16 protein-coding genes and 2 tRNA genes are annotated in these 18,787 nt (G+C 74.6%); 5 read left to right on the forward strand and 13 right to left on the reverse strand.

Annotated elements, in window-relative coordinates; all coding sequences use genetic code 11:
- Positions 1–14: 14 nt before the first annotated feature.
- Both ACH443_RS07620 and ACH443_RS07625 read right to left on the reverse strand, forming a co-directional pair.
- Positions 15–87: transfer RNA gene (locus ACH443_RS07620), tRNA-Asn, on the reverse strand.
- A gap of 52 nt (positions 88–139) precedes the next feature.
- On the reverse strand, positions 140–652 hold the full coding sequence (locus ACH443_RS07625) for a hypothetical protein (protein WP_430556680.1): 513 nt from the start codon (positions 650–652) through the stop codon (positions 140–142).
- A gap of 99 nt (positions 653–751) precedes the next feature.
- Between ACH443_RS07625 and ACH443_RS07630 the strand changes: the two genes are divergently transcribed.
- A complete protein-coding gene (locus tag ACH443_RS07630) occupies positions 752–1,600 on the forward strand; it encodes a hypothetical protein (RefSeq protein WP_430589945.1) in 849 nt (282 codons plus the stop codon).
- A gap of 29 nt (positions 1,601–1,629) precedes the next feature.
- Here the strand turns inward: ACH443_RS07630 and ACH443_RS07635 are convergent, their stop codons facing one another.
- The 4 genes from ACH443_RS07635 to ACH443_RS07650 form a co-directional block, all read right to left on the reverse strand.
- The gene (locus ACH443_RS07635) at positions 1,630–2,043 is read right to left on the reverse strand and encodes a PLD nuclease N-terminal domain-containing protein (RefSeq protein WP_430589946.1); all 414 of its coding nucleotides are present in this window, start codon (positions 2,041–2,043) and stop codon (positions 1,630–1,632) included.
- Between the two features lie 51 nt (positions 2,044–2,094).
- Positions 2,095–2,556: an ATP-binding protein gene (locus ACH443_RS07640; protein ID WP_429764188.1), complete on the reverse strand. Its 462-nt coding sequence runs from the start codon at positions 2,554–2,556 to the stop codon at positions 2,095–2,097.
- 63 nt (positions 2,557–2,619) lie between these two features.
- Positions 2,620–2,952 carry an STAS domain-containing protein gene (locus ACH443_RS07645; RefSeq protein WP_429764189.1) on the reverse strand — a complete coding sequence of 111 codons (333 nt, stop codon included), beginning with the start codon at positions 2,950–2,952 and terminating at the stop codon, positions 2,620–2,622.
- Positions 2,953–2,996: 44 nt separating this feature from the next.
- A tRNA-Ile gene (locus ACH443_RS07650) sits at positions 2,997–3,070 on the reverse strand.
- A 68-nt stretch (positions 3,071–3,138) separates the two neighbouring features.
- On the opposite strand from ACH443_RS07650, the gene ACH443_RS07655 reads away from it, so the two are divergent.
- Positions 3,139–3,516, forward strand: a complete 378-nt coding sequence (locus ACH443_RS07655; protein ID WP_430556677.1) for a DUF488 domain-containing protein — start codon at positions 3,139–3,141, stop codon at positions 3,514–3,516.
- Here the strand turns inward: ACH443_RS07655 and ACH443_RS07660 are convergent.
- On the reverse strand, positions 3,480–4,661 hold the full coding sequence (locus ACH443_RS07660; protein ID WP_429764191.1) for an acyltransferase family protein: 1,182 nt from the start codon (positions 4,659–4,661) through the stop codon (positions 3,480–3,482). The genes ACH443_RS07655 and ACH443_RS07660 overlap by 37 nt on opposite strands.
- Before the next feature lie 81 nt (positions 4,662–4,742).
- Here ACH443_RS07660 and def point away from each other — a divergent pair, with 81 nt between their 5' ends.
- Both def and ACH443_RS07670 read left to right on the forward strand, forming a co-directional pair.
- Positions 4,743–5,228, forward strand: a complete 486-nt coding sequence (def, locus tag ACH443_RS07665; RefSeq protein WP_429764192.1) for a peptide deformylase — start codon at positions 4,743–4,745, stop codon at positions 5,226–5,228.
- Between the two features lie 171 nt (positions 5,229–5,399).
- Positions 5,400–5,900: a DUF3145 domain-containing protein gene (locus ACH443_RS07670; protein ID WP_429732474.1), complete on the forward strand. Its 501-nt coding sequence runs from the start codon at positions 5,400–5,402 to the stop codon at positions 5,898–5,900.
- Between the two features lie 75 nt (positions 5,901–5,975).
- Here the strand turns inward: ACH443_RS07670 and ACH443_RS07675 are convergent, their stop codons facing one another.
- From ACH443_RS07675 to ACH443_RS07700, 6 genes are all read right to left on the reverse strand, one after another.
- Complete coding sequence (locus ACH443_RS07675; RefSeq protein WP_430589947.1) at positions 5,976–12,614, reverse strand: choice-of-anchor G family protein; 6,639 nt, start codon at positions 12,612–12,614, stop codon at positions 5,976–5,978.
- Between the two features lie 287 nt (positions 12,615–12,901).
- Positions 12,902–14,155 (reverse strand): beta-ketoacyl-[acyl-carrier-protein] synthase family protein, encoded by a 1,254-nt coding sequence (locus ACH443_RS07680; RefSeq protein ID WP_430556675.1) that lies wholly within the window; start codon positions 14,153–14,155, stop codon positions 12,902–12,904.
- Positions 14,156–14,259: 104 nt separating this feature from the next.
- On the reverse strand, positions 14,260–14,511 hold the full coding sequence (locus ACH443_RS07685; protein WP_079574895.1) for an acyl carrier protein: 252 nt from the start codon (positions 14,509–14,511) through the stop codon (positions 14,260–14,262).
- A 151-nt stretch (positions 14,512–14,662) separates the two neighbouring features.
- Entirely contained in the window at positions 14,663–15,688 is a 1,026-nt protein-coding gene (locus ACH443_RS07690; protein ID WP_430589948.1) for a beta-ketoacyl-ACP synthase III, read from the reverse strand.
- Positions 15,685–16,665 (reverse strand): ACP S-malonyltransferase, encoded by a 981-nt coding sequence (locus tag ACH443_RS07695; RefSeq protein ID WP_430589949.1) that lies wholly within the window; start codon positions 16,663–16,665, stop codon positions 15,685–15,687. The genes ACH443_RS07690 and ACH443_RS07695 overlap by 4 nt, the downstream gene beginning before the upstream one ends.
- A gap of 96 nt (positions 16,666–16,761) precedes the next feature.
- Positions 16,762–17,994, reverse strand: a complete 1,233-nt coding sequence (locus ACH443_RS07700; protein ID WP_429764199.1) for a PucR family transcriptional regulator — start codon at positions 17,992–17,994, stop codon at positions 16,762–16,764.
- A 99-nt stretch (positions 17,995–18,093) separates the two neighbouring features.
- Here ACH443_RS07700 and ACH443_RS07705 point away from each other — a divergent pair, with 99 nt between their 5' ends.
- The gene (locus ACH443_RS07705) at positions 18,094–18,768 is read left to right on the forward strand and encodes a hypothetical protein (protein ID WP_429764200.1); all 675 of its coding nucleotides are present in this window, start codon (positions 18,094–18,096) and stop codon (positions 18,766–18,768) included.
- Positions 18,769–18,787 lie beyond the last annotated feature (19 nt).

The raw sequence follows: 18,787 nt of genomic DNA on the forward strand, positions 1-18,787 counted from the left end.
GGCCTTTCTCGATGCTCCCGCGGTTGGACTTGAACCAACGACCGTCCGATTAACAGTCGGATGCTCTGCCAGCTGAGCTACGCGGGATCGCGTGGTCGTCCGGCCGGTGGCCTTCGAACCGGGAAGAACACTACCAGGCTCACACGGGTAGTCCGGACGCTCCCCGGACCCTGGACTCCGTGGCGTCCACCACTCGGGCGACCCGCGGGTCGTCGAGATCGACGCCCTGCCCGGCGATCGCCTGCGAGAAGAGCTCGCCGTCCGCCGTCCGCCGGACGGCGACCTTCACGTCGCCGCCGGGCACCGCCACCGTCTCGGCCAGCACGACCGACCACTGGACGCGCTCCCGCAGGGCCTGGGGGAACGACGTGCGCTCCGCGTCCACGAGCCGCAGCACGGTGTCCGGGGCGGCGTCCACCCACTCGATCGCCAGCTCGGACCGCTCGGGGTCGAACACGCCGCGGTCGACGTCGCACCACGGGCGCCGCGTCACGACCTCGCCGACGCCCGGTCCGACGACGACGAGGTCCGCCGTCGTCGCCACGGCCCACCGGTCGTCGGGGAGCTGCGCGGACGCGAGGACGCGCTCCCCCCGGGCCAGAGGGAGCGTGCGACGGACGTCGTCGGGCAGAGGGGAGCGGCGGAACCACATGGCGCCACCGTATCGATCCGGCCGCCGTCCGCGGGTCGTCGGCGACCCACGACGGCCGAACCGTTGGTCGCGGTGGCGGCAGCCCGGCAGGATGTGCGCATGACGCCGACGCGGCCGCAGACAGGGACAGGGAGCACGGTGGCGACCCCGTCGCCCCCGGCGCCGGCGACACGCCTGCTGGTCGTCGTGGCGACGACCGCCCTGTCGCTCCCGTTCGTGTACTACGTCTTCGTGGTGGCGGCGCTGAGCACCGGCGTCGGGGGAGCGGGCCTCCTGCTGCTGGCGGTGCCGGTCGGCCTGGCCTCCTGGGTCTGCCGGGCCGTGATGCGGTCGGCGAGCCCGAGCGCCGGGGGAGTGGGCGGACTCGCGCCGGTCGTCGCGACCGTGGCGTGGGCCGTGCACTCGCTCGCTCCGTCGCTGTTCGCTCCGGCGCCGCCCGTCCTCGTGGGCGCGGTGGCCGCCCTGCTCGCCGGCGCGGTGGCCGCACTGGCGCTGCCACGGGCCTGGAGGCTCGCGGGCGTGCTCGTCCTCGTCGTGCTCGGTGTCGCCGGGTGGCTCTCGCACCGCGCGGCCGAGCAGGCGTCGTGGCAGGAGGCGCAGGCTGCGCTGACCCGTCCGTACGTGCTCGACGTCCCGGACCTCGAGCCGTACGACGTCGTCGTCGGGGAGGAGCACTCGTCGGCGACCTACTCGGCGCCCGGGATCTCCGTCACCGTGCTCACCTACCCGCCCGGGTCGATCGCGCTGCCTCCGGAGGAGTCGCCGTGCGATGTCCACTCGACCGCGCCGGAGGTGCCCGGTGTGGATGTGCGGTGCGCGGTCCCTGGTGTCCCCGAGGGGTGGATGGTGGTCGTCGAGTCGCGGCCGGCGCCCGAGGCGGACGTGGCGGCCCTGGCGGCGACGGCCGTGCCGATGCCCGACGACGCCTTCCAGCGCTGGGCGGGCTGAGCGAGGGGGGCGTCCCGCTCCCCGTGTGATCAGCCCGCGGCGGTGCGTCCTTCGTCGTCGACCGGACGGGGTGCGTCCCGCGCGGCCTGCTCGCGCTCGTGCTTGAGCCGCGCCTGCTCCAGCAGCCAGCGCATCTCCGGGTCGTCGTCGGGCTCGGCGGCGGCGGTCTCGTCCGTCTCCCAGGTGCGCCGACGCCCCGGGTACTGCGCCGGCGGCACGGGCCCGGCGGGGTACCCGGTCCGCGGCGCGGGCCCGCGGTTCGCGCGGACCCTGCGGCTCACGACGAGCCACGCGATCGACCCGGCGAACGGGAGCAGCAGGATGATGAGGATCCAGAAGCCCTTCTGGATGCCGCCGCCGTCCTCCTCGTCGGACTGGACGACGTCGACGAGGGCGTAGACGACGAGCGCGAGGTAGGCCAGCATCGGCAGCACGCGGAGCATGGCCCTGGAGGATAGCGGCTCGAGTGCGTCTCGTCACCGCCTCTTCGCAGGTCAGCCGGGGTGGTTCAACGGGAAGGACGCCCACACGTGCTTTGCCGGGCCGGAGGTGTACCACCCCACGCGCGCCGACAGGCGCTCGGCGATGAGGAGGCCGAGCCCGCCGTGGCCCGGGGGGCGGTCGCCGTCGACGGCCGGCACCCCGGCGACGTCGTGGTCGACGACGTCGAGGAGCCAGGTGCGCTCGTCACGCAGCAGGCGGACGACGGTCGGCGGAAGACCGTGCAGGAGGGCGTTCGTCGCCAGCTCGGAGGCGATCAGGACGATCTTCTCCGCGGTGTCGTGCATCGCGGTGGCACCGTCGCCCGAGGGGCCGACGATGCGGGCGAGGGCGGACCGCAGCCGGCTGAGCTCCTCGGAGTCGGCGAGGACCCATTCCGCGACCGGGGCGTACCCCGGTGGCGGCGGTGCCATCGGCACGCCGGACACGACGGACGGGATGACGGTGTCGTCCAAGGGTTCTCCTCCAGAGGTCAGCGCGAGGTCAGGCGGCCGCCGGGGTGAGGGCGGCGGGATGGGTCAGGAGTCGTCGTCGCCGGAGGTCGGCGTGCTGTCGGGCTCGGCGAACCGGACCGTGTGCTCGAGACCGGTGAGGGTGATGACGTCGCGGACGGCGGCCGGGGCGCCGACGAGCAGCGGCCCCTCCTCGGCGGTCCCTCCGAGCAGGAGGAGCCGCAGGCCGGACGAGTCGAGGAAGGTGACCCGGCGGAGGTCGATCGTCTTGGGTCGTCCGTCTAGGGACGCCTTGAGCGTGTCGCCGACGTCCTGGGCGACGGCGACGTCGACCTCACCCCAGACGATCCACGTGCTGCCACCGTCCTCGAGGGTTGCCCCACCCGAGCTGATACTCACACATCCACCTTCGTCGCTCTGTCGCCGGCGTCGCCGTCTCGGAGTGCCCCGTGCCGGGCTTGAACCGGCGACCGATCGATTATGAGTCGACTGCTCTGACCAGCTGAGCTAACGGGGCGCGCGGCGAGCATACCGGCGCGGTGGCCGGGGCGTGCGGTGGCCCCCGTGCCGCGGTGTCATGGGTGAGTGACCATCACCGTCAAGCGCGTGTACGAAGAGCCGGCCCCGGACGACGGCGCGCGGGTGCTCGTGGACCGGCTCTGGCCGCGCGGGATCTCCCAGGAGCACGCCCACCTCGACCGCTGGTGCAAGGAGGTCGCGCCGTCGACGGACCTGCGCACCTGGTTCCACCACGACCCGGACCGGTTCGAGGAGTTCGAACGCCGCTACCGCGCCGAGCTCGTGGACAACCCGGAGGTTCCGGAGCTGGCGGGGCTGGGCGCGGGGGACCGGCGCCTGACGCTGGTGTTCTCGGCGCGCGACACGGAGCACAACCAGGCGCTGGTGCTGCGCGACGTGCTGGAGGCCTACCTGGACGAGACCGGTTCCGCCTCGGGGGCCTGAGCGCGGGTCGTCCTGGCCGGCGCGTGGCCGAGGGCGCGTCCGGCGCGCTCGAGGTCGCGCGCGACGGCACGCTTCAGGCGCGGGCCGAACGGCCGCTCCACGAACCGGTGCACGAGGTAGGCGGCGGCGAGCATGACGACGGTGACGACGGCGAACGTCACGGCCGCCGGCGCGTGCGGGCTCGCCTTGCCGATGAGCCACTGGCCCCACGAGGAGTGCAGCAGGTACAGCGGGTACGTCAGGGCGCCGACGAGGGTGAGCCACTTCCACGACAGCCGGTTGAGGCGGGTGAGCGACACCAGCGCGACCAGGGCGAAGCAGACCAGGATGGCGACCCAGGAGGTCTGGGGGCTGATGGTGACGTCGGTGCTGTGGGCGATCCGCAACGCCTGGCTGTGGCCGGAGATCACGCCGGCCAGGGCGATGTTGAGCGCGAGCACGAGCCACAGCACCAGCGAGCGGCGCTCCTTGGTCAGCAGGTAGAGCATCATGCCCCCGGCGAACAGCGGGGCGTCGGTGCCCACCAGCACGGTGATCCAGAGCGTGCTGCCCGACTGGACCGCCACGGCCGCGAGCACGGGCCACACGGCGGCGAAGGCCACGAGCCGGTTGCGGGTCATCCCGAAGGCGAGCAGCACGCCGACGAGGACGTAGAAGCGCAGCTCGGCCCACAGGGTCCAGTAGACGGTCTCGATGTCCTGCACCCCGAACGCGCGCTGGACCATCGTGAGGTTCGCCGCCGTCTCGGGGATGCCGACCTCCTTGTGGCCGGGTGCGACGACCACGAGCAGCAGCACGACGGCGGCCACGGACAGCCAGTACGCCGGGAAGAGGCGGCCCACGCGCGAGGCGGTGAAGGACCGGACGTCGCGGCCCCAGGCGGACATGAGGATGACGAACCCGCTGACCACGAAGAAGAGCTGGACCCCGAAGGACCCGAAGACGGCGACGGGCTGGAGGTTCGGGAACGCCTCGTCGGTGCGCGGGCCCCAGGCCGAGTGGTTGACGGCGAGATAGTGGTAGGCGAGCACGGCCATGGCCGCGACGAACCGCATCCCGTCGAGGGCGGCGAGGCGCGGGCGTCCCGCAGCGGGGGCGGCTGCCCGCCCCGGTGCGGGGGCGGGGGGCGTGGTTGACTCGGTCATCGGTCGTAGCATCGCTCGGCACGTTATCAAACCGTGATATTCGGCGCCTCCACCGGCTCACGACGTGGGAGAATGCGGGCCATGGCGATGCGAGAGATCCGGGTGCTGCCCGACCCCGTGCTGCGCACACCCTGCGACGAGATCACCACCGTGGACGATCGAGTCCGCTCCCTCGTGGAGGACCTCGTCGAGACCGTCGACGCCGACGGCCGGGCGGGCCTCGCGGCCAACCAGATCGGCGTGAGCCTGCGGGCGTTCTCCTGGAACGTCGACGACGAGATCGGCTACGTGCTCAACCCGCGCATCGTGGACCTCTCGGAGGAGACCCAGGACGGCGACGAGGGCTGCCTGTCGGTGCCGGGGCTCTGGTACCCCACCACCCGTGCGTGGTACGCCCGCGTCGTCGGCATGGACGTCGACGGCAACGAGCTCGTGGTCGAGGGCACCGGCCTCATGGCGCGATGCCTCCAGCACGAGTGCGACCACCTGGACGGCAAGCTCTACCTGGACCGCCTCGAGCGCACGGCGCGCAAGAAGGCCATGCGGGAGCTGCGCGAGCGCCTCTGAGTTCCTCAAGGGGTGCTCAAGAGGAAGCATGAAGTCTGCGTTTCCTCTCGCACCCTCGCCCGCCATCGGGCAGGATGTGTCAAGACGACACACCGTCAGAGCTCGCCGACCAGCAGGCCCACCGGTTCGAGGACGTAGGGGAAGACGGACCTCGGAACCAGGGAGGACAACATGGCTGGTGCGATCACTCGCGGTGTGCTGTTCGTGCACTCGGCACCCCGTGCGCTCTGCCCTCACCTCGAGTGGGCGGCGGGCAACGTGCTCGGGGGACGCGTGTCGCTGGACTGGACTGCCCAGCCGGCGGGGCGCGGACTTTACCGTGCCGAGTACTCGTGGCAGGGCGCCCAGGGAACGGGTGCCCGGCTGGCCTCTGCCCTGCGGGGCTGGGACCACCTGCGCTACGAGGTGACGGAGGAGGCGAGCCACGGCGCCGACGGCGCACGGTGGTCGCACACGCCCGACCTCGGCATCTTCCACGCCATGACCGACGTGCACGGCAACGTCGTCGTCCCGGAGGATCGTGTCCGGGCCGCGATGGAGTCCGCGCACGACGGCCGCGGCGTGCGCGAGGCGCTCGACCTCGCCCTGGGCACCGCCTGGGACGACGAGCTCGAGCCCTTCCGCTACGCCGGCGCCGGCGCTCCCGTGCGCTGGCTGCACCGCGTGGGCTGAGCGGACCCACGACACGCACGACGACGCCCCGCCACCTCCTGGGAGGTGACGGGGCGTCGTCGTGCCCGCGGGCGGTCAGCCCTTCGGCGTCGCCCGTCGCCGCGTCGTCGCCACGGTCGCCGCACCCGCAGTGAGGAGCAGCAGCGCGAGCAGGCTCAGCGCGAGCAGGTCTCCTGGGCCCGTGCGGGGCAGGGTGCCGGCACCTGGCGTGGTGGGTCCGGCGTCCGGCGCGCCGGGGGCGCCGCCGGACTCGGGGTCGAGCCCGGCGTCCGTGAGGACCACGCGGAACGTCGCCGCGGCGGAGTCGCCCGCCTCGACGCTCGTGGCGGTGCCGATGTGGATGCCGAGCTCGAAGTCCGCCGGGACGTCGAACGTCCAGGTCGCGACCCCGTCGGCGTCCGCCACCGTGACCGGCAGGGTCACCGGCTCGGACGCGACGACGGCCCGTACCTGCTCGCCCGGGTCGAACCCGGAGGCCTGGAACGTCTGGACGTCGCCACGGCCGACCACGTCCTCGGAGAACCAGGCGCGCAGCTCGCGCTCGCCGGGTGCGGTCCCGGGATCCGCGACGGTCAGCGGCGCCTCGGCGGTCGTGCCGTCGGGGCCCGTGCCGACCACGGTGTGGTCGCCGGGCTCGGCGTCGTCCGGCACCGGCAGCTCGACCGTGCCGCTCCCGTCGTCACCGGGCACGCACTCGACAGGGCCGCCGACCGGCTCCCCGTCCGGCCCCACGAGCTGGACGTTCACGGTGCCGCCGCCGAACCCGTCGCAGGTGACCGTCACGGTGTCGCCGGGGGCGGCGGAGCCCGGGTCGACGTCGATGATCGGCTCCTGCGGCGCGCCCACGGTGACGATCAGGTCCGCCTCCACCGTGCCGCCGTCGGAGGTGGTCGCGACGACCGTGTGGTTGCCGGGGGTGGCGTCGTCCGGCACGGGGAGGACGACCGTGAAGGTGCCGTCCGGACCGACGACGACGTCGATCGCGTCGCCCACCGGCGCGCCCGCGGCGTCCTCGAGCTGCACCGTGACCGCGTCGCCCGGGACGAAACCGCCGCCTGACACGGTCGTCGTGCCGCCGGCCGGGACGCTGCCGGGGTCGGCGGTGAGCGTCGGCCGCTCGGGAGCGGTCACGACGAGCGGGGCCTCCGCCGCCGCCCCGGAGGAGTCGGTCGCGACGACGGTGAGGTCACCTGGGACGGTGTCGGCCGGGACCGGGAGGTCGACGCTGATGGCGCCGTCGTCGTCGGCGGTGGTGGTGACGGGGCTGCCGACCGGGTCGCCGTCGGCGTCGGTGAGCTGGACGCTCACCTCGCCTCCGGGCGTGAACCCGTCGCCGGACACGGTGGTGGCGTCGCCCGCCGTGATCGTGCCGGGGTCGGCGGCGATCGTCGGGGCGGCGGTGACCTCGAGCGGGGCCTCGGCGGCGGCGCCGGAGGAGTCCGTCGCGACGACGGTGAGGTCGCCCGGGGCGGTGTCGGCCGGGACCGGGAGGTCGACGCTGATGGCGCCGTCGTCGTCGGCGGTCGTGGTGACGGGGTCGCCGACCGCGTCGCCGTCCGCGTCGGTGAGCTGGACGGTGACGTCCTCGCCGGGGGTGAAGCCCTCCCCGGTGACGGTGGTGGTGCCGCCGGCCGGGACGGTGCCGGGGGCGACGGCGATCGTCGGGGCCGCGGTGACCTCGAGCGGCGCCTCGGCCGTGGCGCCGGAGGAGTCGGTGGCGACGACGGTGAGGTCACCGGGGGTGGTGTCGGCCGGGACCGGGAGGTCGACGCTGATGGTGCCGTCGTCTCCGGCGGTGGTGGTGACGGGGTCGCCGACCGCGTCGCCGTCGGCGTCGGTGAGCTGGACGGTGACGTCCTCGCCGGGGGTGAACCCGTCGCCGGTGACCGTGGTGGAGCCGCCGGCGGGCACGGTGCCCGGGTCGACGGCGATCGTCGGGGCGGACGTGACCACGAGCGGGGCCTCGGCCGTCGCTCCGCTGACGTCCTGCGCCACCACGGAGTGGTCACCGGGCTCGGCGTCGGCCGGGACGGGGACGTCGACCTCGAAGCCGCCGTCGTCGCCCGCCGTCACCGTGATCGGGCTACCGAGCGGCTCCCCGTCAGGGTCGGTGAGCTGCACGGCGACGTCCGACCCCGGCGTGAAGCCGGTGCCCGTCACCGTGGTGGCGCCGCCGGCGGGCACGGTGCCGGGATCGGCCACGAGGGCGGGGGTGGCGGTGACCGTCAGTGGCGTCTCTGCGGCGGCCCCCGTGACGTCGGAGGCGACGACCGTGAAGTCACCGGGTGTGGTGTCGGCCGGGACCGGGAGGTCGACGCTGATGGCGCTGTCGTCGTCGGCGGTCGTGGTGACGGGGTCGCCGACCGCGTCGCCGTCCGCGTCGGTGAGCTGGACGGTGACGTCCTCGCCGGGGGTGAAGCCCTCCCCGGTGACGGTGGTGGTGCCGCCCGCCGGGACCGTGCCCGGGTCGACGACGATGGTCGGCGCCTCGGTGACCTCGAGCGGGGCCTCGGCGGCGGCGCCGGAGGAGTCCGTCGCGACGACGGTGAGGTCGCCCGGGGTGGTGTCGGCCGGGACCGGGAGGTCGACCTCGATCGTGCCGTCGTCCCCGGCGGTCGCCGAGACCGGGTCGCCGACCGGGTTTCCGGCGTCGTCGGTGAGCTGGACAACCACGTCGGCGCCGGGGGTGAAGCCGTCGCCGGTGACGGTGGTGGTGCCGCCGGCGGGCACGGTGCCGGGCTCGACGGTGATGGTCGGGGCCGTGGTGATCTCGAGCGGCGCCTGGGCCGTGGCCCCGGTGACGTCGGTGGCGACGACGGTGTGGTCACCGGGCGGCGTGCCGGCCGTCGTCGACACGACGGCCTCGATCGCGCCCGCGTCGGTGGCGGTCGTGGTGACCGGGTCACCGACGGGCTCGCCGTCGGCGTCGGTGAGCTGGACGGTGACGTCCTCGCCGGGGGTGAAGCCGGTGCCGGTGACGGTGGTCGTGCCGCCGGCCGGGACGGTGCCGGGGTCGGCCGCGATCGTCGGGGCGGCGGTGACGGCCAGCGGAGCCTCGGCGGTGGCGCCCGTGACGTCGGAGGCGACGACCGTGTAGTCACCCGGGGTGGTGCCCGCGGGAACCGGGAGGTCGACCTCGACGGCGCCGCTGTCGTCGGCGGTGGTGGTGACGGGGTCGCCGACCGGGTTCCCGGCGTCGTCGGTGAGCTGGACGGTGACGTCCTCGCCGGGCGTGAAGCCGGCGCCGGTGACGGTGGTGGTGCCGCCGGCCGGCACGGTGCCAGGGTCGACGGCGACGGTCGGTGCCGCGGTGACCGTGAGCGGGGCGTCGGCCGTGGCGCCGGAGGAGTCGGTGGCCACGACCGTGTGATCGCCCGGCGCGGCGTCGGCCGGAACGGTGAGCTCCACCTCGATCGTGCCCGCGTCGGTGGCGGTCGTGGTGACCGCGTCGCCGACCGGTTCGCCGTCCTCGTCCGTGAGCTGCACGGTCACGTCCTCGCCCGGCGTGAAGCCCCCGCCGGTGACGGTCGTGGTACCGCCGGCCGGGACGGTGCCGGGGTCGACGGCGACCGAGGGCGGCCCGGTGACGGCGAGCGGGGCGTCGGCCGTGGCGCCCGTGGCGTCGGTGGCGACGACGGTGGTGGGGCCGCTCGGCGTGCCCGACGGCACCGTCAGGGGAGTGCTGACCTCGCCGCCCGGCCCGGCCGCCACGGTCACCGGGGAACCCACCGGGTCGCCCGCGGCGTCGGTGAGCTGCAGGGTCACCTCGCCTCCGGGCGTGAACCCGTCGCCGGTGACGGTGGTGGTGCCGCCTGCCGGGACGGTGCCCGGGTCGGCGACGATGGTCGGCGCCTCGGTGACCTCGAGCGGGGCCTCGGCCGTGGCGCCCGAGGGGTCTGTGGCGACGACGGCGAGGTCGCCCGGCGTGGTGTCGGCCGGTACGGGGACGTCGACCTCGATGGCGCCGTCGTCCCCGGCGGCCGTGGTGACGGGGTCGCCGACCGGGTCGCCGTCGGCGTCGGTGAGCTGCAGGGTCACCTCGCCTCCGGGCGTGAACCCGTCGCCGGTGACCGTGGTGGTGCCGCCCGCCGGGACCGTGCCGGGGTCGACGACGATGGTCGGCGTCTCGGTGACCTCGAGCGGGACCTCGGCGGTGAGGCCGGAGACGTCGGTCGCGACCACCGCGTACGTCCCCGGGGCCGTGCCCGGAGCCGTCGGAAGGGCGACCTCGATGGCTCCCGCCTCCGTGGCCGTCGTCGTGACCGGCTCGCCGACCGGGGTGCCACCGGGGCCCGTGAGCTGGACGGTGACCTCCCCGCCGGGCGTGAAGCCGCTGCCGGTGACGGTGGTGGTGCCGCCGGCCGGGACGGTGCCCGGGTCGGTGGTGACGGCGGGGTCGATGACCGTGAGGTCCGCCGTGGCGGTGGCACCCGTGACGTCCGCGGCGGCCACGGAGTAGTCGCCCGTCGCGGCATCGGCGGGGACGACGAACGGGACCCCGATGGCGCCCGCGTCGGTGGCCGTGGTGGTGATCGGGTCGCCGACGGGCTCGCCGCTCTCGTCCGTGAGCTGGACGGAGACCTCGGACCCGGGGGTGAACCCGGTCCCGGTCACCGTCGTGGTCCCGCCCGGCGTCACGGTCGTCGGGTCGAGCGTGATCGCGGGGGCCGCGGTCACGGCGAGGTCCGCCTCCGCGGTCGCACCGGTCCCCGCGTCCGTGGCGACGACGGTGTACGCGCCCGGGGCGGTGCCCGCACCGGTGGGCAGGGCGACCTCGACGGCGCCCGCGTCGTCGGCGGTCGTGGCGACCGGGTCTCCCACGGCGTCACCGTTCTCGTCGACGAGCTGGACGGTGACGTCGCCCGCGGGCGTGAAGCTCTCGCCGGTGATGGTGGTGCTGCCGCCGGCCGGGACGGTGCCGGGGTCGGCGGCGATGCTCGGCGCGGCGGTGACCGTGAGCGGGGCGGACGGGACGACGCCGGACGGGTCGCCGGTCGCCGTGACCGTGTAGTCGGCCGGCGCGGTGTCCGCACCGACCGGCAGCGGAACGCTGAACGCTCCGTCGCCGTCCGACGTGACGGAGACCGGGTCGCCGACGGGGTCGCCCGTGGCTGCGTCGGTGAGCTGGACGGTCAGTGGCGTCTCGGGCGCGAAGCCGGCGCCGGTGATCGTCGTCCGGGCATCGGCCTGGACCGTCGCCGGGTCGGCGGCGATCGTCGGTGCCGCCACGGCGCGGACGGTCGCCGACGCGAGGTTGACGGTGGCCAGGTCGTCGCCGGTGCCGAGCGAGAGCAGGCGCACCGACAGCGCGCGCTCCGTGAACGAGGTTGCCCCCGACGGGTCGTGGTCGGGGAGGTCTCCCGGCTGCTCCTGCACGTTGCCCGTGAGCGACACGACGCCGGTGAGGACGTCGAGGACCGGGCCGACGACCTCCGTCGCTAGGGGCCCCGTGATGCCGTCGAGCGTGCTCTCCATCGTGTCGAGGAGGGTGAACACCGCACCGACCGGCGCGAGGAGGGCGTTGACGACCGCAGACGCGAGCGCCTGCGTGGAGCCGAGCCCTAGAGCGCCGAGCAGGGTGTTGACGAGCGCGGTGCTGCCGAGGACGTCGATGTCCGCGGTGGCGGTGCCGGCGTCGATCTCCGCGAGGCTGGCGTCGAGGTCGAGGCTCAGGACGTCCGTCCACGTGAGCACGGAGAACACCTGGAAGTCGATGTCCACGCTGACGGCGGTGGCCTCGACGGCGGCGTGCACGCCGTCGGCGACGTCCTGCACGACCGACGTGATCGTGCTGGTGACGGCGTCGGAGATCGCAGCGACCACGTCGCCGTTGAGGATCTCGTAGTTCGCCGGCAGCTCGTCGAGGTCGGGCAGGTCCGGGTCGTCCGCGAGCAGCTGCTCGAGGTCGACCCTGACCTCGCCGGTCTCGAGGTTGACCTGGACGGCGCCGTCGCCCACGAAACCGGTGGGCAGCGCCTGCGTGAGGTCCGGGACCGCGACGTCCACGGCACCGGTCGAGCGCGCGACGGCCAGATTGACGTTGATCAGGCCGTCGAGCGCCGTGGTGAGCGTGCCCTCAAGACCGTCGAGCGACGACTGCACCGGGGTGATGGCGTTCTGAAGCTGGGTGTAGACGTTGCCGACGAGGGGGCTGGTGAGGTCAAGGGTCGCGCCCGCGATCTGGTAGTCGCCGGTCGGGTCGGAGCCGGGCTCGGCCTGGGCCGTCGCGGAGAGCGCGCCGAGGGACAGGTCGAGCTGCGAGACGGTGGAGTCGCGCAGGGCCTCGGGCACCAGCGGGGTCAACGACACGGTGGCGTCGGCCGGGAACTGCTCCGAGCCGCCCAACGAGATGGCGCCCTGGTCGGTCACGGCGCCCGAGGCGGAGGTGGAGCCGTCCTCGTCGGCGCCAGCGTACTGGTTCACCGCACCGAGCTCCACGATGCCGCCCGGGCCGAAGAGCTGGAGCGTGTCGGTGAGGTCGACGTCGAGCGTGTTGAGCACGTCGGCTGCGAGCGGGTTGGTGTCCGGAGAGGTGCCCGACGGGTACGCGGCGTCGGCCCCCTCCACCTCGGCGATCGAGTCGAGGTCCACGTTCCCGAGGACCACGTCACCGCCGAGGAACTTGCCCAGGGACTCCGACGCGTCGGTAGGCACGGCGGCCGCGCTCGGAGCGCCCGCGAAGGCGAGCGCCCCGAGCACGGCTGCTGAGGTCACACCGGCGGTGAGGTTTCGCAGAGCGTCGCCGCGCCGTCGGGATCGTGGCGGGGGAGCCGCCCCGTTCCCGTGAGCTGTCGATCGACCCTGCTTCGCATGACGGCGCGCACGTGCCACTGGTCTCCCCCTCGGACCTTCACTGCGGCTCACCGACGTTGGTGGCCTCGGGCGCCAACATAGGTTGCCCGGATCACGCAGGCATCACGAGGGACAAACCGACCCGGACGACGACTCCGGGCATCAGGGACAGGTGTTGCGGACGGTGCGACGCGGGCGGAGCGGACCTCTCAGGCGCTCGTCACCGTGAGGGCGACGTTGTGGCCGCCGAAGCCGAACGAGTTGTTGAGCGCGACGATGTCGCCGTCGGGCAACTTCTCCGGGGTGGCCCGCACCAGCGGCACCTGGAGCTCGGGGTCCGGGTTGGCCACGTTGATCGTGGGCGGGGCGAGCCGCTCGTGCACCGCCATGACGGTGAAGAGCGTCTCGAGCGCGCCGGCGCCGCCCAGCAGGTGGCCCGTCATGGACTTGGTGGCCGAGAGCCGCACGTGGTCGGCCTCGCCTCCCATGAGGGTACGGATCGACGCGGTCTCCGTGAGGTCGCCGACCTTGGTGGACGTGGCGTGCGCGTTGACGTGCACGACGTCGCGGGCGGTGACGCCCGCGTCCTCGAGCGAACGGCGCATCGCGGAGACCTGCCCGGTGCCCTCGGGGTCCGGGGAGGTGATGTGGAAGGCGTCGGCGGAGAGCCCGACGCCGGCGATCTTCGCGTAGACGCGGGCCCCGCGGGCGGCCGCGTGCTCGGCGCTCTCCAGCACCACGATCGCGGCGCCCTCGCCGATGACGAAGCCGTCGCGGTCGACGTCGTACGGGCGGGAGGCGCCCTGCGGGTCGTCGTTGCGCAGCGACAGCGTGCGGGACGCCGCGAAGGCCGCGATGGGCATCGGGTGGATCGTCGCCTCGGTGCCGCCGCACACGACGACGTCGGCGCGGCCGGCGCGGATCATGTCGACGCCGTAGCCGATCGCCTCGGCGCCCGACGCGCAGGCGGACACGAGGGCGTGGGCCCCGGCCTTCGCGCCGAACTCGAGCGACACGTAGGCCGCGGGAGAGTTCGGCATGAGCATCGGGACGGTCATCGGGAGCATGCGGCGGGCACCGCGCTCCTGGAGCGTGTCCCAGCCGTCCAGCGTGGTCCAGATGCCGCCGATGCCGGAGGAGACCACGGCGCCCAGCCGCTCGCCGTCGACCTCGGGGGCGCCGGCGTCCTGCCAGGCCTCGCGCGCGGCGACCATCGCGTACTGCGTGGACGGGTCCATGCGCTTGGTCTCGGGCCGGGACAGCACCTGGTCGGGGGTGACCTTGATGGTGGCGGCGAAGGTGACGGGGATCCCGTACTTCTCCGCCCAGTCGTTGTCGAGGGTGCGCGCGCCCGACTCTCCCGCGAGGGCGGCAGCCCAGGTGCTGGGGGCGTCGCCACCGAGCGGGGTGGTGGCGCCGAGGCCGGTGACGACGACGTCGCGCGAGGCGGGTGCGGCAGTCATGGGTGGGTCACTCCTGAGGTGAGAGCGGGAACGGCTGGTTCAGGTTGCCGGGCGGGCCGGGGTTCACCGGCCCGCCCGCGCGGCGGGGCGAGCGCCCCGCGGCGTCACGCGGCCTGCGCACCCTCGATGTACGAGACGGCGTCGCCGACCGTGGTGAGGTTCTTGACCTCGTCGTCGGGGATGCGGACGCCGAACTTGTCCTCGGCGTGGGTCACGATCGTCATCATCGACAGCGAGTCGATGTCGAGGTCGTCCGTGAACGACTTCTCCGACACGACCGCGTCCGTGGGCAGACCGGTCTCCTCGGCGACGATCTCGGCGAGGCCCTCGAGGATCTCCTGGGAGGTGTAAGCCATGGGGTGCGTCTCTCCTTGAAACGGGGTACCGGCCGTCCGGCACCGTGGGGTGTTGCGGTGCGATTGTCCCGCACCACGGGGGTCGGTCACGACCCCGGGCGGCCGGTCGCGCGACCTGTCGCGCGACCGAGTGCCAGGGTCGCACCAGAGGCTAGGGCAGCACCACGACCTGGGCCGCGTAGACGAGGCCTGCGCCGAAGCCGATCTGCAGGGCCAGGTCGCCCGAGCGGGCCTGCCCCTCGGCGAGCAGCCGCTCCGTGGCGAGCGGGATCGACGCGGCGGACGTGTTGCCGGTGTCGGCGATGTCACGCGCGACGACGACGCTGTCCGGCAGCCGGAGCTGCTTGACGAGCTGGTCGATGATGCGCATGTTCGCCTGGTGCGGCACGAAGACCTGGACGTCCTCGGGCTCGACGCCCGCCTCCGCTATCGCCTTCGCCGCGATCGGGGCCATCTGGAAGCTGGCCCACTTGAAGACGGTCGGGCCGTCCTGGCGCAGCGTCGGCCAGCCGGCCGTCGGCTCCGCCCGCAGGTCCGCCCAGCCGCGCGTCTGCGAGATGGCCTGCGACTTCGCGCCGTCCGAGCCCCACACCGTCGGACCGATGCCGGGGGTGTCCGACGGCCCGACGACGGCCGCGCCCGCGCCGTCGCCCAGCAGGAACGAGATGGAGCGGTCGGTCGGGTCGACGAAGTCGGACATCTTCTCGGCGCCGATCACCAGCACGTGCCGGGCGGCGCCCGACCGCACGAGAGCGTCCGCCTGGCCGATCCCGTACGCGTAGCCGGCGCAGGCGGCCGAGACGTCGTAGGCGGCGGCAGGGGTGGCGCCGAGGCGCTCCGCCAGGACGGCGGCACCCGCCGGGGTCTGGTGGAAGTACGTCACCGTCGACAGGATCACCACGTCCACGTCGGCGCCTGTGATCCCGGCGGCGTCGAGCGCCTTGCGGGCGGCCGCCTCGGCCAGGTCGAGCACGTCGACGTCCGCGGCGGCGTACCGCCGGGTGACGATGCCGGTGCGCTGGCGGATCCACTCGTCGGAGGAGTCGATCGGGCCGGCGACGTCGTCGTTCGTCACGACGCGCTCGCCCCGCTCGCCGGCGACCGCCAGGATCCGCGAGAAGCGGACCGGCTCGGCCTGGCGGAGCGCGCGGCGCGCGCCGCTGGAACCGTCGGTCACGCGGACGCCCCCGCGCCGCCCACGACCGAGTGGCGCGCGATGAGGTCGCGCGCCGCCTCGACGTCGTCGGGGGACTTCACGGCGACGGACTCGACGCCCTTGAGCGCGCGCTTGGCCAGGCCCGTGAGGACGCCGCCCGGGGCGAGCTCGAGGATGGCGGTGACGCCGCGCTCCGCGAGCGTCGCCTGGCACAGGTCCCAGCGCACCGGGGCGGTGACCTGCGCGGCGAGGCGCGCGAGGACGTCCGTGGCGGTGCCGTGCCCGTGGGAGCCGGCCGCGAGCGTGTCGTAGGTGGCGCCGTCGGCGTCCGAGAGCAGCGGGAGGCGCGGGTCGGTGGCGAGCCAGCCGGTCGCGACCTGCTCGAAGGCGACGCGGGCCGACTCCATGAACGGGGTGTGGAACGCGCCCGCGACCTGCAGCGGGATGACGCGTGCGCGGGTCGTCGGGTCGGCGGCCAGTGCGGTGAGGCGCTCCGGGTCGCCGGCGGCCACGACCTGGCCGCCCCCGTTGACGTTCGCGGGGAACAGGCCGGCCGCCTCGATCGCGGCCAGGACCTCGTCCGGGTCGCCGCCGACGACGGCGCTCATGCCGGACGGCGCGGCCGCGGCGGCCTCCGCCATCGCGCGGGCGCGGTGCGAGACCAGTCCGACGGCGCCGGCGTCGTCGAGCGCGCCCGCGACGGCTGCGGCGCTGAGCTCGCCGACCGAGTGGCCCGCGGTGACGTCCACGACCTCGGTCGTGGGACGGCCGTCGAGGATGGCGCGCAGGGCGAGGAGCGACGACGAGACGATCAGCGGCTGGGCCACGGCCGTGTCGCGGATCGTGTCCGCGTCCGACGTCGTCCCGTGCTGGGCGAGGTCGGTCCCGGCCGCGGCCGAGAAGGAGTCGAGCAGGTCGGCGGTGCCGGGCAGCTCCAGCCAGGGGCTGAGCATCCCGGGGGTCTGAGAGCCCTGTCCAGGGCAGACGACGGCGAGCACGTGCCCACGGTGTCACCTCGCGCGGGGGGTGCGTCGTCGCGACGCGCACGAACCTCGTCGAAAGCGATTGTGGGAATCCTCCAAGAGGGCGGGTACTCAGACGACGCCCGGGTCCCCCTCGAGCTGCCCGAGGGCCAGGGCGATCTGGAGGACGAACGACTCGCGGGCGTCGAGCGGGTCCCAGCCGGTGATCTCGGAGACCTTGCGCAGCCGGTAGCGGACCGTGTTCGGGTGCACGTACAGGCGGCGTGCGGCGGCCTCGAGCGACCGGCCCGTGCCCAGGTACGCGGACAGGGTCTCGAGCACCGAGCCCGACGCCTCCTGCAGGGGACGGTAGGCCTGGGCCACGAGGGTGCGGCGTGCGGTGACGTCGCCGGTCAGCACGCGTTCCGGCAGGATCTCGTCGGCGAGGACGGGGCGCGGCGCCTGCGGCCACGCGGGTGCCGCGGCCAGACCGGCGAGGGCGGCGGCCGCGGACGCCGCCGCGTCGGAGACGTCGGGCACGACGCCGCCGATCACCACGGGCCCGGGACCGAAGCGGTCCAGGAGGGACGTGGCGGCGGCGACCAGGTCGCCCTCGCCGCCCAGCACGAGCACCAGCCGGTCGCCGTGGATGCCGACCAGGGCGTCGCCGGCCGCGCGGCGGGCGAGCCGCCGGAGCTCGGCCGTGCGGACGTCGTCGAGCCGCGTCGTCGCCTCGCCCACCATCACGAGCGCCTGGCCACGGCCGCTCCACCCGAGCGCCGACACCCGCGAGCGGAGCGAGTCGTCGCCGTCGCCACGCACCAGCGCGTCCACGACCAGGGCCTCGAGACGGGCGTCCCACGCGCCGCGCACCTCGGCGGCGCGGGCGTACACCTCGGCGGCCGAGAAGGCGATCTCGCGGGAGTAGCGCAGGACCGCCTCCCGTAGCTCCCGCTCGTACCCGGGGGCCGCGATCTCGTCCGAGTGCTGCTCCACGACGTCGACCATGAGGCGCACGAGCTGCAGCGTGTGCTGCAGGGAGATGGAGCGCGTGAGCTCGGGCGGCGCGGCGGCGAACATCTCGCCCACGCCGTGCGGGGTGGGCGTGGGCTCGGCGAACCAGCTCACGAAGGCGTTGATGCCGGACTGCGCGACCAGGGCCACGTACGACCGGTCCTCCGCCGGGAGGTGCCGGTACCAGTGCACCTCCTCCTCGAGGCGGCGCATCGCGGTCGAGGTGAGCAGCCCCATGCCCTCGCGCACGCGCTGCACGTTCTCGCCCCGGGAGACGGGTGCGCCGTCCGTGCCGCCCTCCGGGACGGCGGTCCCGTCGGTCGTGGAGGTCGGCGTGCCGCTGCTCGTCATGGGTCGAGGATACGGGCGTGGTTGTGGGGAGTGCACAAACGTCCGGACGGGCGGAGCGGGGCCCCGGCCGCGGCGAGGGTCATTGGATAGTGTCGGTCCATGGCCCTCATGCCCCGGCTCCGGCAGCTGCTGCGCCGGCCGTTCTCCGCCTCCACGGTCGCGGCGCGCCGCCCGTCGTCGTCGCGGGAGCGCGGGGACAGGCAGTCCGAGGACGCCCTGCGGGCGATCCTCACCGACGACCCGAACGACGCGCCGGCCTTCCGCGCGCTCGCGGAGATCGTGCGCCGACGGGCGGCCGAGTCGCCCAACGCCGAGGACCCGCTCACGGCACCCTCCGACGAGGCCGCGCTGCAGCGGGCCGCCGACCTCGCCGTGTGGTCGCTCGCGGAGGAGCTCGCCGGACATCCGCGCGGCTGGCGCCCGTTGCTCGAGCTCGGACGCCTGTCCGTGGCCGACGACCCGGAGGGCGCGGCCCGCCGGCTCGCCACCGCCGCCGAACGAGACCCTGGCGGCGAGGCCCTGGCCGAGGGCCTGGCGATCCTGCGCGAGGCCGGCATGGCGACCGAGGCGCTCGGTCTCGGCATCGGGCACTGGCGCGCCCGCGAGCACACCCCCGAGGTGGGGCGCCAGCTCGTCCTCGCCGCGCTCGAGGCGGGGCGCGTCACGGAGGCGCGCCAGCACCTGGAGTCGCTCGCGCAGCACCCCGGCACGGCCGAGCTGCGGGCGGAGCTGGACCGCGTCGTCGCGGCCCGCGAGCAGACCTCGCCGACGTAGCACCTCGCCGACGTCGCCC

This window comes from Isoptericola sp. NPDC019571 (assembly GCF_044389385.1).
GTDB classification, from domain to species: Bacteria; Actinomycetota; Actinomycetes; order Actinomycetales; family Cellulomonadaceae; genus Isoptericola; species Isoptericola nanjingensis.